This is a genomic window from Bifidobacterium intestinale, from assembly GCF_023656765.1.
GTDB classification, from domain to species: Bacteria; Actinomycetota; Actinomycetes; order Actinomycetales; family Bifidobacteriaceae; genus Bifidobacterium; species Bifidobacterium hominis.
Genome location: NZ_JAMOKR010000002.1, coordinates 267,101 through 281,837, shown reverse-complemented (window position 1 = coordinate 281,837; position 14,737 = coordinate 267,101). Strand labels below are relative to the sequence as shown.

Genomic DNA, 14,737 nt, shown 5'->3' with positions numbered 1-14,737 from the left:
CGAGAGGGACATCGCCGCCGCGTTCGCCGACTGGCCCTGGTGCGGCCAGATCGAGGAGGGGGCGCAGCGCGAGGATGGCGCGTCCCACGGCTACCTGCACTGGCAGATCTGGATAGAGACCGGGAACCCCAAGAAATTCAGCACCGTGAAGAACCGGCTCGCCAAGGCGGGCATGCCGGACGCCCACATCGAACCCAGGGAAGGCACCAAGGCCCAGGCCTACGCCTACGTCACCAAGGAGGAAACCCGTGTCAACCACACCATCGAAATCAACGTCGGCGAAGCCAACAGTCCCGACGATAACGGCAAATGACGCCGGGCCGTTCTTCCACGGCTTGTCCGCTAACGACATAATCGACGAGCAGGGCAAACGCAACGACCTCGAAGAGCTGCGCGGCATGGTCGAACAGGGCATGACCCTTGACGAGATACTGCTCGCGGACACCGACAACCACGCCTCCCGATGCGTCGGATGGCTCTCGCGGCTCATCGAGGCGAGGGACAGGTCGATCTACAACTCCAGCAGCAGCCGCGACATCGAGGTCTACTACCTGTACGGGCAGACGGGCGTGGGCAAGACCTCCTACGTGATGAACAAATACGCGCCCGAGGACGTGTACCGCGTCAGCGACTACCTGCATCCCTTCGACGGCTACGGGAACCAGAAGGTGCTGCTGATGGACGAGTTCTCCGGCGCACTGCCGTTCGACCAGCTCCTGAACGTCACCGACCGGTGGCGCACCACCCTGGCCGCCCGCTACCACAACCGGATCGCCATGTACGACACCGTGTGGATCGTGAGCAACCTGCCCCTCAACGAACTGTACAGCGAGATCGAACGGCCCCGACGCAAGGCGATGTTCAGAAGGTTCCGCCAGGTCATCTACATGACCAGACAAGGCGGCATGCACCGCTACGACCCCGACGAGATCTCCGACTACCTCGGCGACCCCGAGCAAGCCCCGGCCGGACGCTTCCATCTCCTCGGACTCGACGACAGCCTGAGGGCCGAGGACATCATATGAGCGCACACCGGTCCGCTGGTTTCACTGTCGAACACCCACGTGCCCCACGTGTTCGCGGGAGCCTTCTGGTCGAGGGTGACCGTATGCTGGCCGAGGCCGGTGAACGTTTCCGTCTTGGTGCCCAGCTGCACGCCGCCCGCCGACTTGATCTGGTTGAGATAATTGTTGATGCCGGCGTCGGTCGGATCGCCCGTATAGGGCAGGTTCCTGAGGATCACGTCCTTCGAACCGGTGAAGTAATACCCCCTCGCCGTCACACTCGTGCCGTTGCTCCACCGGTCACCCGACTTCACGCCGACCGTCACCTTGTCGGTGATGGGCTGACCCTCCTGAATGATGTGGGGGCCTCGGTGGAGATGGTGGGGGTGAAGCTCGGAGGGGCGGGATGGTACTTGTCCAGAACGATCACCACGATGGACTTGTTCACAGCGGCTCCGCCAAGGTTGCAGACGTCGCTACCCCATGCGGGATTCACCTTGCACTTTCCGTCGAAGGTCTTGTCCCACATAATCTTCTGCACGGAGGTAGTCGGATCATCGTTGAAAGCGTAGTTGACGTTATATGACTGCGTGCCTGCGTACCGATATGTGTTGGGCTTGATGTAGGTGTCCCATGCGGCCTGCCACTGGTTCTTGCCGCCCAGTTCAGCATGGTTGGAGTTGTCGTACGCTTCGCCGTAGTACACGTTGACGCCCGTGGAGAGCATGGCGCCGACCGCGACCACACGGCAGTCACCATCACCCTCGCCGGGATGACGCTGGCGGAAGCCGTTCATACACTCGTTGTTGGCTTTGGTGAGCGCGGACTGAGCCTTGGCCCTGCCCGTATTGTCGATGGTTGCATTTGCCGCTGCGAAAGCCGCCTCCACCGAACTGAAATTGTTCGCGCTACCGAATGAGCCGGATGTCGGATCATTGGGGTTGCTAAGCCCCCGTCCCTGTACTGCCAGAACACATGCGGAATGCCACCGCCGCCAGCCCAGCCACCAGCCGACTCACCACCGCCGCCACCGCCCGCGTAGGCTGTGGAAGCAATGATGCCGCCCGTGGCGAGGGTCGCCACAGCCGCAAGGAGGGCGATACCCTTCCTCCACCACTTCGGCTTCCCCTCGGGCGGAGTCTTAGAATTATGCTTCTTCAACTGCATAACGCTCCTTAATCTTGACTACATAGACAAGGCCGCACGAGCGGCCTGCCTACCTTCAAACAGACAATCAGGAAGCGGGTATTACGCAGGGAGAATGAAGTGCTATTGACAGGGCTGTGATGCATATGATAAGCCCCACCTCAATGAAGAGATGGGGCTTATCAGAGAAAAGGAAGAGAAGAGGAAAACGAACAAGCATTAATGATAAATTATACCGGTGCTACCATCAGAAGGGCCAATGCCTTGCCCGCCTGAAGCGGCACCGATCAGATCGGCAAGGTTGGAACCACCGGTGGAGGAGCCACCATTGTTGGACGGGGTGTAGGACTGCTTCGGGGCGGAATACCCACGGTTGGAGGAATACCCACGGCTGGAGCCGCCGTAACGGTTGTAGGACTGGGAGTAGGAGCGTTGCGACTGCGCAGCTGCCGCGGCTGCCTGCGCTTGGGCTTGGGCTGCGGCCTCGGCGTCGGCCTGCTCCTTCGCGGCCTTCGAATCGGTCACCTGCCTGACGGCGGCGGCGACCATCGCTCCGGTCATGACCATGCCGGAGTTCGACTGCAAGACCAGGTACCAGAAAATAGCGTATTGCACGACGCTGGAGCCGAACAGCGACAGCGTCTGTTCGACGGTCTGCCGTCCGATACAATGCATCACAGGGAGAGCCGTCCATGTCGTTCTTGTTCCGACACCGCGATCCTGGATCACGGCATGTCTACCGCTACGGGCCGCTGCGCATCACGTGCGTCGACAGGGACGTGCCGATCGACGTGCGCGTCAACGCCCATCTGATGTACAAGGTCGTGCTCTCTTGGGAGGACAAGGCCCGATGCGCCACGCCGTTCGACATGATCGCCCGTGATCTCGGCGAGTTCTGGCTACTCGACCAGTGATCCACTGGTAGGCCTGCACGGCTGGACCCGTTCGCCGCTCAATTACGGTTCGAGCAGCATCATCCTGCGACTGTTCACCAGCGCATTCTTCCATGCCGCCCATGCCCGCAGGCCACGGTATGTCCAGCTGCTCGATGAGCACCGACACACCGCCCGCCACCGGGCGCGCAGCCCATCGCTGATAGACTGGAGCGATGGGCAAATCGAAGAACAAACCGCCGTTGCGCGCACGCTGGAAGACCATGGAAGCCGCCATGGGCATGGAGATCCGGGAGCACAAAAGCTCGTTCGCGGTGTATGTCGTGCTGCGCGTGCTGGTGATCGCTGTCGCGGTGCTGGAGTTCTTCAACGGCAACTATGAGGCCGTGTTCCTGTGCATCCTGACGTTGCTGTTGCTGCTGGCGCCCGCGTTCGTCCAAGTACGGTTCCGCATCGAACTGCCGTCCGCGCTTGAGGTCACCGTATTGGTGTTCGTGTTCGCGGCTGAGATCCTGGGCGAGATCAGCTCGTTCTATGAGATCTTCCCGTTCTGGGACACGGTGCTGCACACGATGAACGGCTTCCTCGCGGCCGCCATCGGCTTTTCGCTGATCGACCTGCTCAACCGTTCGGACCGTGTGAAGTTCGAGCTGTCGCCGCTGTACCTGGCGATTGTGTCGTTCTGCTTCTCGATGACGATCGGCGTGGTCTGGGAGTTCTTCGAATTCTCGATGGACATGCTGTTCGGATTCGACATGCAGAAGGACGCCATCGTGCATTCGATCAGCTCGGTGATGCTCGATCCGGCCCACGCCAATCACGCCGTTCATATCAACGACATCACGCAGGTGGCGGTCAATGGGCGCGACCTCGGCCTTGGCGGCTATCTTGACATCGGCCTGATCGACACGATGGAGGATCTCATCGTCAATTTCATCGGTGCGGTCGTGTTCTCCGTCATCGGGTTCATCTATGTGAGGAACCGCGGCAAGGGCGTTTCCGTCATCAGCCGGTTCGTACCCCGACGCAAATCCCACGACCGCGATTACCTGCGGCTTGCGGGCGGCGACGGCGATGCGCCACTCGCGCCGGGAGCGCAGGCTCATCAGGCGCAACGCCAGTCCCAGCACGATCCACACCACCACGACCACCCATGATGCGGGTTTGAGCGCGGCCGGGGAGAACGGCAGCACCTGCAATCCGATGATGACGAGCCCGGCCGCGATGGCCAGCACGATGTTCGCCGTCTTCGGCTTGCCGGTCTTGCGGTCGATGGACGCGAAGCTCTTGGGCAGGTAGCCCCACCCTCGCGACTGGGCGGATTATGTGTTCGTCTACGCGCTCGCAGGTCTGATCGGCACCGTGCACGAGACCATCTGGGCATACCTGGCCAAAGGCATGTTCGAGTACCGCAACGGATCGATCCTCACCCCCCTCAACTACGTGTACGGTCTCCGCGTTGGCCATCGTCATCGCGCTGCGCCGTATCGACCGGGGGTGGAAGGTCGTGCTGGGCAGCCGGTCATGGAACTATGCGAACGAGCCGCTGAACATCGGCGGGCGCACCACCGTCCCGTTCATGCTGTTCTGGGGGCTGTTGTGCTATCTGATCGTCCGTTTCATCCTGCCGCTCGTCCTGTGGCTCGTGCATCTCATCGACGACACGTGGCACACGCGGCTCGCGACCATACTGCTGGCGTGGATTCTCATCGACGCCGTGGTCACGCTGCCCGCGATCTTCCTGTACGGGCAGCGCGCCAACGGCGTGGTGTTCGACAACTGGTTCGCGCAGCATATCGGGCGGCTTTCGATGACGACTTCATGCGCCTGCATTTCCCGAACATGCGCGCGTGAGAGCCACCGCGGGTCGAGCGGCACCATATATCGGCCGCAGGCTCGTTCGGCGGTGATGGCTTATGGGCGTCACGCCAGGCTGGCGCCCAGTTGACGGATGCCTTCGAGTTGGGCCGCGGCGGCCTTACGCTTGTCGGACGAATCGTCGCCCATGGACAGGTTGTCGACGTACACCAGCTCGACGTCCTTCACCCCGCAGTACTTGGCGAAGGTCTGCCGGCAGATCTGATTGTCCAACGACTCGCCGATGCCGTCAGACTCATACCATTGCCGCGAGCCGCCACGCCAGCCACTCGCCCGGCTGGTCTTCGGGGACGCCCTTGAGCGCCTTCGCCTTACTGATGGCGTCGTCGAGCTTGTCCAGCAGCTTCGGCTCCTTGAGCTGATCCGCCTTGTACTCGGTGGCGGTGGCCTCGTCCACGGCCTTCGAGAGCGCCTTGTCGGCGTTCTCGGCTTGGGCTACCGCCTCATGGTAGGCGTTGCCCTCGTGGCGCGCCCAGTAGGCGTAGCCGCCGCCGATACCCGCCAGCGCCACGACCACCACCGCGACGATGATGGCGACGGTCTTCCTCCTGACGCCGTGGGCCTCGCCGTTCCTGCCGTCCTCCGGCACGTCCTTGGTTTCGTCGGCGGTCTCGTCGGACATCGTTCCTCCCGGTCTGCCGTTCTGCTCTTCCGAGTCCATCATAGACCACGGAATACTACATCTATGAAGTAATCATATATGCAGTGGTGCACTTGGATGGAACCATGCACGAGCGCATATCCGACGAACTCACCTGGCGGCAGTACGCCAAGGGGCTCGGCATACGCCTGCGCCGCCTGCGCGACCAACGCGGCCTCAGCCAGGAGCGCGTGGCCTCGGACGCCGGACTCTCCACGGTGCAGTACCAACGGCTTGAATCGGGAGGTTTCGCCGGGCCCACGCCCAACCCCACCTCCAAGACCCTGATCGCCATCGCCCAGATCCTCGACGTCACCATCGACGAACTCCTACCCCCACCATGGCCCGACCTACGCACCAGATGATGTGTCACGAAGCGTCCCCATGTGCTAGAATCGGCATCGTTTAAGGTTCACATAGCCGCCTTGGACATGAAAAACCCAATGATTCCAAGCCTTGCGAAACCTAGGCATGTAGCCCAGTGGACTGTCTGTAGGCTTAGTCTGAGTGAGGCGACAGCCGAACGAAGGCAACAATGAGCCTTGCGAAGCAAGACCATAATTGCGGGGCCAGTTAACCCCATATTTCAGTAAAGCGCCGTGCTTCGTTACGAAGTGCGGCGCTTTGCCGTATGCGAATCGTTTGACGATTACCTGCCGTTCACGCTTCTCACGCATTCGTTACAAAACAATCCGGCGAAATTTACCGCCCTTGCGTAGACTCGAATCCGGAACGAAGCGTTACCTATACGACTCAAAAGAATCGAGGAGTGTCATGACAGAAACGGCAATCACACCATTGCAACGGTTAGCAAAGGTGCTTCAACTGGGCACGCCGTCCATGTACCGCAATCATATGTATGTGAATGGTGAAAGCCTGTATTTCCCCACTGGCCGCGTGTATGGCGGTCAGGTGATTGCGCAGGCTATGATGGCCGCATCCAAAACGGTGTCGCCATCTCGCCTGCCGAATTCGATTCATGGCTATTTCATTTCTGCCGGTGATATTCGTCAGGATTTGCTGTTTGATGTGGAGAATCTGCGTGATGGCCGCTCGTTTTCAGCTCGTCGTGTAAATGTCACGCAGGCTCAGGGTTCGATTCTTACCGCCATCGCCAGTTTTCAGGAGCAGGGTCAGGAGGGTGTTGAGTTCGCTGATCCGATGCCGGATGGTGTGCCGGAGCCGGAAGCGTTGACCAGCGCGAAGCAGCTTATGGAACCATTTGCCGAGAAGTCTTCGTTTGCCAAATATTATGCGGAAAAGTCGCCGTTCGACATTCGTCATGTGACGCGCACGATTATGTTGGGTGCCGATAAGAAGAGCGCCAGCAATGATTCCGGTAAACAGATGGTGTGGATGAAGGCTGACGGCACGGTTGATGTTCCGCAGGTTATGCATCGTGCGATGTTGGCGATGGGCTGCGATCAGGTGATGTTGGAGCCGGTGTTACGTCGCGCTGGGTTGAGTATTGCCACGCCTGGTATTTCGTTCGCTTCGATCGATCATTCGATGTGGTGGTATCGCGATATTGATATCACTCAGTGGCATTTGTATGTGCAGGATACGCCTACTGCAGCTCACGGCCGTGGCTTGGGTCAGGCGAAGGTGTATACGCAGGATGGTGAGCTTGTTGCCTGCATGACACAGGAGGTGATGCTTCGCGTTCCCGAAGAGGATCTGAAGAAGTGAGGCAATCAGACTTTCGATTGTGTCGCTGATTTGGTAGCCGCGGCCGCGTAACGATTGCGTTGCGTGGCCGTTTTCATTTTCGGACTTTCCGGGCCGTCGATTGGTGGGATTTGGCACAGCCACTCCCCCACAATGCCAATGATCATATCGATTATGCATACGATTGCCGCGATCGCGCATTCGAGGATGGCTTGGCTGTAGAACGCTGCCTCACCATGCGGCAGGCTCATGATGAGCTGCCCACCATACCAGCCGGCTAACGACGCTCCTGCCACGCCCAACGCTTTGCACGACACCAGTGTGGCGAACGCCTTCTGCGGGTCCAAAGGTTTCAGCTGCGCGCGTTTTTCGGGATCTGTGGTGGTGTATTTGTGGATCTGCAATGCCATATAAAGCACGACGAATCCCAGAATCGCCAACACCACGGGCACAATCCATGGAGCGCCGACCAATGGAAAACCTGAAATCTCGCCATATTTCGCCAATCCTATTCCGGCAAGCAATCCTAATGCGGCAGCGAGAACGTAGCACCACCAAGGGGTTCTGCGCGCTTTCATAGCGTACCTCCGATAATCCAATTGTCAGTCAGCAGTCCCACCTGCGCGGCATCGGGGGCCATGGCTAGCAGGAATGATACCGGATCCTTACCCAGTCGCGCATCGGGATCCATGTCGAGCCATGGCGCAAGCACTGCGGCATGATTGCGTGCGGTGGGCCACGGCACCTTGCAGTCGGGTTCATCGCATTCCACGCCTTCCATGTCGATCAGGTCGAGATCAAGGTCTTCGCCAATGGAAGCTTCCACATTGCCTAATGCTTCGATCAGATCATGGGCGCCCATGCGCGTGGAAATCTGGATTACCGCAGCCATTTTGTCGGGGAGTCCGTCGAGTTGGCTCACATGGTAGAGGGGTGAGATGCCCTCGACTTGGTTGCCGGGAATGCCGTCCAACGTGACGATGGCCATGCGGAACTGCTGTTCGGCATCGGTTGCTGGGCTGTCGAGTGAGATCACCGCACGTTTCGATGTGGGTTCTGGCTGTGCAGAAGCAAGTGCCGCCGCTTTGGCTGCGGCGGTTCCTTCCGGCAGATCGCTGGAATCGATCGCACCATACGCTTCGTCCATATCATCCGCATCGCCCGCATTATTGGCATCGCAGGCAAGGTCGTCGATACCGTAGCCGGTCGGACTTCCCACCATCCAATCATCAGCGATTTCGTCGATATGGTCGCGGTCGGATGCCTCGTGCAATAGCTGGGCCACGGAACCGGCATGTTCACCCGACAATTCAGCGTCCGGCTCGAGTGCCAGCCACGGCCCCAACACAAACGCACGCTGCCATGCACGGGGGTGAGGCAGCGTCAGGTCCGGATCGTCGCTGCTCTGACCGTCAAAATCGATGATGTCCAGATCAAGTGTGCGTGAGGTCCAATGGTCGGTACGCACTCGACCATGTTCGGCTTCGATGCGCTGCAATCCTCGCAACAGCTCCATTGCCGATAGCTTGGTGGTCACGGAAACAACCGCATTGTAAAAGTCGGGGGTACCATCGGGCATGCCCCACGCATCGGTACGGTACAGCGGCGAAATGCCCGTAACCTGAGTGGACGTCAGTCCGTCGATCGAACGCACCGCGTCACGCAAGGTGGCCACTACATCGCCCTGATTGCCACCCATGGCAATGATGGCATGATGCACTTGCGATGCAGCCGAAATTGTTTCACGAGAACGTTCCACGGTTACGCTCACGTCGTCGAATGGCACTACGATTGGCGCACTCGGCTTATGCACGGTCACTTGCGTTTGTGCCACGGCAGGATATTCAAGAATCATATTGGCGATGCGATCCGCCAGTTTTTCAATGAGATCGACATGCTCGCCTTCGATGATGGCGACTATTCCTTTGGCGATAGCACCGTAATCGACGGTGTCCCGCAGGTCGTCGGAATGCCCGGCTGGCGCGAGATCAAGAAACAACGTGGCGTCGACGACAAACGTTTGCGCACGCTCATGTTCGAAATCAAGCACTCCGTGTTTGCCGACCGCGCGAACGCCAGTCAATCGAATCTGATCCATGCCAGCCTTTCTTTGCATATCCTAAGAGTTCCAGTGGTTTACGGCGTTGTGATATCTGCGCTGTCGGGCGCGTATCAGTCGTTAGCGAAGGCACGCCATGCGTTGCCGATCGCCACCGCATCGCGGCTTTTCTTCACGTCATGCACGCGCACGGCCCACGCTCCATGTTCGGCACATAGGGCGCTGATGGCGGCGGTCGCATTGTCTTTGCTATCCATGTTTGGCTTGTCAATACCAGCATCGGCAAGCGCCGCGCCGACGAATCGTTTACGCGAGGCTCCAATCAGCACCGGATACCCGGTAGCATTGAACCTCTCCAATGCCGTCATCAGCGGGAAGTTATGCTCGACGCTCGGTTTGGAGAATCCAAGACCCGGATCGATGATGATTTGTGACGGTGAGACGCCTGCCTGAAGCACGTCGTCGACCTGCTTCATGAGTTCGTCATACACGTCATCCACCACGCCATTGGCGTACACGGACGTATCAGCGTCAGGCACGTCGCCTGCGGAACCGGCAAGCCAGCCGCGCCAATGCTGCACAATATAAAGGCTTTCCGAATGCTCGGCCACCACATGGGGCACTTCGCGGTCCAGCCGACCGCCGGACACGTCGTTGATGATTTGCGCACCATGCTCCAACGCCATGCGAGCCACCGATGCGCGTTTGGTGTCGATTGACAGCACCGCACCTTCCGGAATCAACGCATCCACGGCACCTAGCACGCGGGTTTGCTCATCTTCCTCACTGACGCGTTTGGCTCCGGGGACTCCGGGGCGAGTGGATTCGGCGCCGATGTCGATGATGTCAGCCCCATCCTTCATCATCGCCTCGCCGTGCGCTTTCGCATTCGCAGGATCGAGCCACAGCCCTCCATCGGAGAACGAATCCTCCGTAATGTTGAGCACGCCCATCACCAGCGTACGGTCACTATCATGAATCGCTTTCATATCAATGGTCATCCGGTTTCCCCTCCTATGTCCGGTTATTGTTATTTACGATTCGGCTTGCTGCAGCCGCATCGATCACGAATGCTGCGACAGGATCAGGCTCATGGCTTCGGCTCGCGTCGTCGCGTCTCGCATGCAACCGCGTACCGCCGACGTGACCGTGCGCGATTGCGCCTTCTTCACGCCACGCATGGCCATGCACATGTGGTCGCATTCGGTGACCACGATCACGCCACGTGCTTCGATGCCTTCCATCAGCGCGTCGGCCACCTGTTGGGTGAGGCGTTCCTGCACTTGCGGACGTCGGGCGTACAGTTCCACCAGTCGTGCAAGCTTGCTTAAGCCCGCCACTTGGCCGTTTGACGGAATATAGCCGACATGGGCCACGCCATGGAACGGCAGCAGGTGGTGTTCGCATACCGAGAAAAGTTCAATATCGCGTACCAGCACCATTTCGTCGGTATCGACTTTGAACTTGGTTTTCAGTACTTCCTCGGGGCCGTGGCCAAGGCCTGCGAACAGCTCCTTGCAGGCACGCCCGATACGGTCTGGGGTGTCGAGCAGGCCTTCACGGTCCGGATCTTCGCCAATGGATTTTAAAAACAGGCGTACTGCCTGGCGCACGCCTTCCTCGTCATAGCCGACAGGCCCGGCCGCATGGGCGGCACGGGCCTTGTCGTCGAAGAGGGTATCGAATTCTTCGGTATCGCTCATCAGTTGGTCAATCCTGCGCTTTTCTTCAGGGATTCGGGAATCGGAACCGGCGGAATGTCGGAATCCGGGCGCTTGCTGTCACTCAGCCACACTTCACGCTTCGGCGCCTTCTTGACATTAGCGAAGATTTCCGCGAGCTCCTTTTCGTTGAGTGTTTCCTTGACGAGCAGCTGACGTACAAGCTCGTCAAGAATCTCACGATTCTCATTGATGACGTTCCACGCTTCGGTATGCGCGGTTTCCACCAGTTTGAGCACTTCCTCGTCGATGATTTCGGCGGTGCGTGCGGAATACTTGTGGTTCAGCGATCCAAGGTCGCTCTGCTCGTCATCAGACCACTTGATGGCACCCAGCTTGTCGGAGAAACCGTAGTCAAGCACCATCTGACGTGCGATGTTCGTCGCCTTTTCGATGTCGTTGGAAGCACCGGTGGTCGGATCGTGGAACACGACCTCTTCCGCGGTACGACCGCCCATAGCGTACGCCATCTGGTCGAGCAGCTGATTGCGCGACATGGAATAACGATCTTCAGTAGGCATTACCGCGGTGTAGCCAAGCGCACGGCCACGCGGCAGAATGGTGACCTTGGTGACCGGATCGGTATCGTTCATGGCGGCTGCCACCAGCGCGTGACCACCCTCGTGGTATGCGGTGTTGCGCAGTTCGTCGAGCGCCATGCCCTTGGAACGGCGCTTCGGGCCCGCCTGCACGCGGTCGATGGCCTCATCGATGGCACGATTGTCGATCAGCTGCGCACCGGCGCGGGCGCACAACAATGCAGCTTCGTTCAGCACATTGGCCAGATCGGCGCCGGTGAAGCCCGGCGTACGCACGGCAATCATATGCAGATCGACGTCAGGCACGAACGGCTTGCCTTTGGCATGCACCTTCAAAATAGCCTCGCGGCCTTCCAAATCAGGCGCTTCGACGGCCACCTGACGGTCGAAACGGCCCGGGCGAAGCAGTGCCGGATCAAGCACGTCGGGGCGGTTGGTCGCGGCGATGATGATCAGATTGGTGTCGTTATTGAAGCCGTCCATCTCAACTAGCAGCTGGTTCAGTGTCTGCTCACGTTCATCGTGGCCGCCGCTCATACCGGAACCGCCACGCTTACGACCGACGGCATCGATCTCATCGATGAAGATGATGGCCGGAGCGTTCTTCTTGGCCTCATCGAACAGGTCGCGCACACGGGATGCGCCAAGGCCCACGAACATTTCCACGAAGTCGGAGCCTGCCATGGAATAGAAGGGCACGCCGGCCTCGCCTGCGATGGCTCGTGCCAGCAGCGTCTTACCGGTACCTGGAGGACCATACAACAGCACGCCACGCGGAATACGGGCGCCCAAAGCCTTGTAACGAGATGGATCCTTCAGGAAGTCCTTGATTTCTTCGACTTCCTGTACGGCAGCCTCTTCGCCGGCCACGTCGGCGAACTTGGTGGTCGGGGTCTGGCCTTCGAGCAGCTTGCCGCTGTTCTTCTTGCCGCCCATACCGAACATACCGCCGGCACCGCCCATACGGCTCATCATGAACCAGAACAGACCAAAGATAATGAGGAACGGCAGTAGCGAGGTAAGCAGATAAGTCCAAATGCTGCTCTGCTGCATGGTCGCCGTCCAGCCCTTGACCGGATCAGCCTTCTGCACGGCCTTGACCACGGTTGCGGACTGCGCGTACGTGTAGTAGAACTGCACGTTTTTGCCGTAGTTCTTCATACGCCCGGTATCAGGGTCGGTAGCGGAGTAGTCGCTCTTAAGCTTGAGCTTGACCTGCTGGGTGTTGTCTACGATCTGCGCGTATTCAACATTGTTGCCGTTGAGGATCTGCAGACCATCCTTGGTGTCAATGGTCTGGGAACCGGTTCCGGCGAAAATCTGGAACATGGTCACGGCAAGCAATGCCACAACCACAACCCACAGCCATGGGGACTGCCAGAACGGACGCGGACCGCCATTGGATCCGTTGCCGTTGGACTTGTCACCCTTGCCGTTGGAATCGTTGCCATTGCCGGCGTTATTGTTGCGTCCAAACGGATTGGTGAACGGGTTATTGCCGCCGCCGTTGTTGTTCGGCGACTGGCCCGGACCAGGAAAACTCATGCCTGACCTCCTTCATAGACTTCCGGCTTCAGCACCGCGATCGAATCAAGATTGCGGTATCGCTCGTCATAATCCAAGCCGAAACCGACCACGAATTCATCGGGAATCTCACGTCCCTTATATTTCACAGAAACATCCACCTTACGGCGCGCCGGCTTTTCCAACAGCGCAAAAACCTCCACAGAAGCGACACCGCGGCGCTTGAGCTCATCGACGAGCCACGCCAACGTGATGCCCGAATCGATGATGTCTTCTACAATGAGCACGTGACGACCGCGAACATCGGTGGACAAATCCTGTCGCACGGTGATCTTGCCGCTCGATTGAGTGCCGGAGCCATAGCTTGACAGGCTCATGAAATCCATCTCCGCGTGGATGCTCATGGCCTGCGAAAACGCTGCCAGCGTATTCACCGCGCCTTTGAGCACGCAGACCAGCAGCGGATTCTTGCCACGGTAGTCTTCACTGGCCTGAGCCGCGGCACGGTTGATGATGTCGGCAATTTCTTCTTTACAGATCAGCTCGTGATCAATGTCTTCTTGTACGTCAGCGATTCGCATGCCCACCATCTTGGCACACGCGAATGACGTGTTTCTGGCGATATGCTGAATATCCGCTGGGAAGATTCACACCTTGCTGACCATGCCAGTCGCATATCAGCCTGTCGATCCCTTCAACCTGCCGTGCCATGCACGAAATGCCGGCTTCTGCAAGCGAGCGCACAATCACCCGTCTTCTGATGGCAATGTCTTGCGATTGCAGCGCACGCACGTCGATGATTATATCGCCGTCGTTCACGGTTACGGCTTGTTCCGATACACGTTGCGTCACGCCGTCAAGATATGTGCGGTCGGCTTCGGCAAGCCTCGCTCCAAGCGAAAGTCTCGATACGACGTCGCTTCCCGCAAATGATTCAAGATATGGCATGAGATCGTGCCGTACGCGGGATCGCAACGGATAGTTCGCGGGAAGAGGCTCGTTTCCATCCGAATTCCCTACATCCGGCCCATTTGTGGGATCGTCCCACCAGGCAAGCCGTAAATCCTCGCAGATGCCTGTGGTTTCTTCGCGTGTAACATTCAGCCACGGGCGTAGAAAACGCACCCCGTCTCGCATGAAGGAACCGTTCATACCGCAAACCGCATCAAGGCCAGCGGAACGTAACAAACCGATGATAACGGTTTCCGCCTGATCGTTTTTCGTATGAGCCAGAAGCACGGCCGAAGCGTCGGAGCATGCGTCGACAATCGCATGATAGCGTGCTTCACGCGCCGCAGCTTCAATGCCGATGCCGCGGGAGTCGGGCACGTCAATCGCACGAACATGAACTGGGTCAAGACCCAACGCAACGCAACGATCGGCGGTTGCCTGCGCAACCTCGGCAGAGCTTTGCTGCAACTGGTGGTCGATGATAATCGCCCCGCATCGCAATCCCAATGAAGCACATGTTTTCGCCGAAACCGCAGCCAACGCCATCGAATCGCGCCCACCGGAACAGGCCACCATGATTAGAGGAGCGTCCGCATCTGGCGCGTGCTCGCCATGACGGGCGAATCGGGCATCCTGCAATCCAAATCCTGCCGATTCCAGAGCGGCCCGCAACTCACCAATACCCTTACGCAAACGAGACGAATACACCATGGC

Annotated in this window: 19 protein-coding genes; 7 read left to right on the top strand and 12 right to left on the bottom strand. The window is 58.9% G+C overall.

From position 1 onward, the window contains the following. The first annotated feature begins 145 nt into the window (after window positions 1-145). On the top strand, window positions 146-313 hold the full coding sequence (locus tag NBH13_RS04085; RefSeq protein WP_186290990.1) for a hypothetical protein: 168 nt from the start codon (window positions 146-148) through the stop codon (window positions 311-313). Then, on the top strand, window positions 249-1,025 hold the full coding sequence (locus NBH13_RS04080; protein ID WP_144170880.1) for a P-loop NTPase family protein: 777 nt from the start codon (window positions 249-251) through the stop codon (window positions 1,023-1,025). The genes NBH13_RS04085 and NBH13_RS04080 overlap by 65 nt, the downstream gene beginning before the upstream one ends. Here NBH13_RS04080 and NBH13_RS04075 read toward each other — a convergent pair. From NBH13_RS04075 to NBH13_RS04065, 3 genes are all read right to left on the bottom strand, one after another. Then, window positions 938-1,318, bottom strand: coding sequence for a hypothetical protein (locus NBH13_RS04075; protein WP_144170882.1), 381 nt, complete (start codon window positions 1,316-1,318; stop codon window positions 938-940). The genes NBH13_RS04080 and NBH13_RS04075 overlap by 88 nt on opposite strands. Window positions 1,319-1,326: 8 nt before the next feature. After that, a complete protein-coding gene (locus NBH13_RS04070; protein ID WP_144170884.1) occupies window positions 1,327-1,893 on the bottom strand; it encodes a hypothetical protein in 567 nt (188 codons plus the stop codon). A gap of 476 nt (window positions 1,894-2,369) precedes the next feature. Beyond that, window positions 2,370-2,825, bottom strand: coding sequence for a hypothetical protein (locus NBH13_RS04065; protein WP_144165781.1), 456 nt, complete (start codon window positions 2,823-2,825; stop codon window positions 2,370-2,372). Between the two features lie 17 nt (window positions 2,826-2,842). Here NBH13_RS04065 and NBH13_RS04060 point away from each other — a divergent pair, with 17 nt between their 5' ends. The 3 genes from NBH13_RS04060 (at window position 2,843) to NBH13_RS04050 (ending at window position 4,991) form a co-directional block, all read left to right on the top strand. Further along, entirely contained in the window at window positions 2,843-3,064 is a 222-nt protein-coding gene (locus tag NBH13_RS04060; RefSeq protein ID WP_250779080.1) for a hypothetical protein, read from the top strand. Window positions 3,065-3,306: 242 nt separating this feature from the next. Beyond that, window positions 3,307-4,200 (top strand): DUF2238 domain-containing protein, encoded by an 894-nt coding sequence (locus tag NBH13_RS04055; RefSeq protein ID WP_144170937.1) that lies wholly within the window; start codon window positions 3,307-3,309, stop codon window positions 4,198-4,200. 302 nt (window positions 4,201-4,502) lie between these two features. Further along, window positions 4,503-4,991, top strand: a complete 489-nt coding sequence (locus tag NBH13_RS04050) for a putative ABC transporter permease (RefSeq protein ID WP_144165777.1) — start codon at window positions 4,503-4,505, stop codon at window positions 4,989-4,991. Here NBH13_RS04050 and NBH13_RS04045 read toward each other — a convergent pair. Both NBH13_RS04045 and NBH13_RS04040 read right to left on the bottom strand, forming a co-directional pair. Then, window positions 4,967-5,134 (bottom strand): hypothetical protein, encoded by a 168-nt coding sequence (locus tag NBH13_RS04045; protein WP_250779078.1) that lies wholly within the window; start codon window positions 5,132-5,134, stop codon window positions 4,967-4,969. The two genes, NBH13_RS04050 and NBH13_RS04045, sit on opposite strands and share 25 nt — an antisense overlap. Window positions 5,135-5,156: 22 nt before the next feature. Further along, window positions 5,157-5,543, bottom strand: a complete 387-nt coding sequence (locus NBH13_RS04040; protein WP_250779076.1) for a hypothetical protein — start codon at window positions 5,541-5,543, stop codon at window positions 5,157-5,159. Window positions 5,544-5,635: 92 nt separating this feature from the next. Here NBH13_RS04040 and NBH13_RS04035 point away from each other — a divergent pair, with 92 nt between their 5' ends. Together NBH13_RS04035 and NBH13_RS04030 are read left to right on the top strand one after the other, a co-directional pair. Beyond that, entirely contained in the window at window positions 5,636-5,926 is a 291-nt protein-coding gene (locus NBH13_RS04035; RefSeq protein ID WP_250779074.1) for a helix-turn-helix domain-containing protein, read from the top strand. A 409-nt stretch (window positions 5,927-6,335) separates the two neighbouring features. Continuing rightward, window positions 6,336-7,250, top strand: a complete 915-nt coding sequence (locus tag NBH13_RS04030) for an acyl-CoA thioesterase (protein WP_250779072.1) — start codon at window positions 6,336-6,338, stop codon at window positions 7,248-7,250. Window positions 7,251-7,255: 5 nt separating this feature from the next. Here NBH13_RS04030 and NBH13_RS04025 read toward each other — a convergent pair whose 3' ends face one another. The 7 genes from NBH13_RS04025 to tilS all read right to left on the bottom strand — a co-directional run bounded on the left by NBH13_RS04025 (window position 7,256) and on the right by tilS (window position 14,734). Next, window positions 7,256-7,807: a DUF3180 domain-containing protein gene (locus NBH13_RS04025; RefSeq protein ID WP_003835630.1), complete on the bottom strand. Its 552-nt coding sequence runs from the start codon at window positions 7,805-7,807 to the stop codon at window positions 7,256-7,258. After that, window positions 7,804-9,327 (bottom strand): 2-amino-4-hydroxy-6-hydroxymethyldihydropteridine diphosphokinase, encoded by a 1,524-nt coding sequence (gene folK / locus NBH13_RS04020; protein ID WP_250779070.1) that lies wholly within the window; start codon window positions 9,325-9,327, stop codon window positions 7,804-7,806. The genes NBH13_RS04025 and folK overlap by 4 nt, the downstream gene beginning before the upstream one ends. A 74-nt stretch (window positions 9,328-9,401) precedes the next feature. Then, complete coding sequence (folP, locus tag NBH13_RS04015) at window positions 9,402-10,289, bottom strand: dihydropteroate synthase (RefSeq protein ID WP_144090730.1); 888 nt, start codon at window positions 10,287-10,289, stop codon at window positions 9,402-9,404. Window positions 10,290-10,352: 63 nt separating this feature from the next. Continuing rightward, window positions 10,353-10,991, bottom strand: coding sequence for a GTP cyclohydrolase I FolE (gene folE, locus NBH13_RS04010; RefSeq protein WP_144090729.1), 639 nt, complete (start codon window positions 10,989-10,991; stop codon window positions 10,353-10,355). Continuing rightward, complete coding sequence (gene ftsH, locus NBH13_RS04005; RefSeq protein WP_138266590.1) at window positions 10,991-13,093, bottom strand: ATP-dependent zinc metalloprotease FtsH; 2,103 nt, start codon at window positions 13,091-13,093, stop codon at window positions 10,991-10,993. Before ftsH ends, folE begins: the two co-directional genes overlap by 1 nt. Then, window positions 13,090-13,653 (bottom strand): hypoxanthine phosphoribosyltransferase, encoded by a 564-nt coding sequence (gene hpt / locus NBH13_RS04000; protein ID WP_250779068.1) that lies wholly within the window; start codon window positions 13,651-13,653, stop codon window positions 13,090-13,092. Before hpt ends, ftsH begins: the two co-directional genes overlap by 4 nt. Beyond that, a complete protein-coding gene (gene tilS / locus NBH13_RS03995) occupies window positions 13,640-14,734 on the bottom strand; it encodes a tRNA lysidine(34) synthetase TilS (protein WP_250779066.1) in 1,095 nt (364 codons plus the stop codon). The genes hpt and tilS overlap by 14 nt, the downstream gene beginning before the upstream one ends. Between the last annotated feature and the right edge of the window lie 3 nt (window positions 14,735-14,737).

Coding starts and splice junctions, on each gene's coding strand:
- tilS (WP_250779066.1), bottom strand. CDS start 14,734: ATGGTGTATTCGTCTCGTTTGCGTAAGGGTATTGGTGAGTTGCGGGCC.
- folE (WP_144090729.1), bottom strand. CDS start 10,991: ATGAGCGATACCGAAGAATTCGATACCCTCTTCGACGACAAGGCCCGT.
- NBH13_RS04030 (WP_250779072.1), top strand. CDS start 6,336: ATGACAGAAACGGCAATCACACCATTGCAACGGTTAGCAAAGGTGCTT.
- NBH13_RS04065 (WP_144165781.1), bottom strand. CDS start 2,825: ATGCATTGTATCGGACGGCAGACCGTCGAACAGACGCTGTCGCTGTTC.
- NBH13_RS04025 (WP_003835630.1), bottom strand. CDS start 7,807: ATGAAAGCGCGCAGAACCCCTTGGTGGTGCTACGTTCTCGCTGCCGCA.
- hpt (WP_250779068.1), bottom strand. CDS start 13,653: ATGCGAATCGCTGACGTACAAGAAGACATTGATCACGAGCTGATCTGT.
- NBH13_RS04040 (WP_250779076.1), bottom strand. CDS start 5,543: ATGTCCGACGAGACCGCCGACGAAACCAAGGACGTGCCGGAGGACGGC.
- folP (WP_144090730.1), bottom strand. CDS start 10,289: ATGACCATTGATATGAAAGCGATTCATGATAGTGACCGTACGCTGGTG.
- NBH13_RS04055 (WP_144170937.1), top strand. CDS start 3,307: ATGGAAGCCGCCATGGGCATGGAGATCCGGGAGCACAAAAGCTCGTTC.
- ftsH (WP_138266590.1), bottom strand. CDS start 13,093: ATGAGTTTTCCTGGTCCGGGCCAGTCGCCGAACAACAACGGCGGCGGC.
- NBH13_RS04060 (WP_250779080.1), top strand. CDS start 2,843: ATGTCGTTCTTGTTCCGACACCGCGATCCTGGATCACGGCATGTCTAC.
- folK (WP_250779070.1), bottom strand. CDS start 9,327: ATGGATCAGATTCGATTGACTGGCGTTCGCGCGGTCGGCAAACACGGA.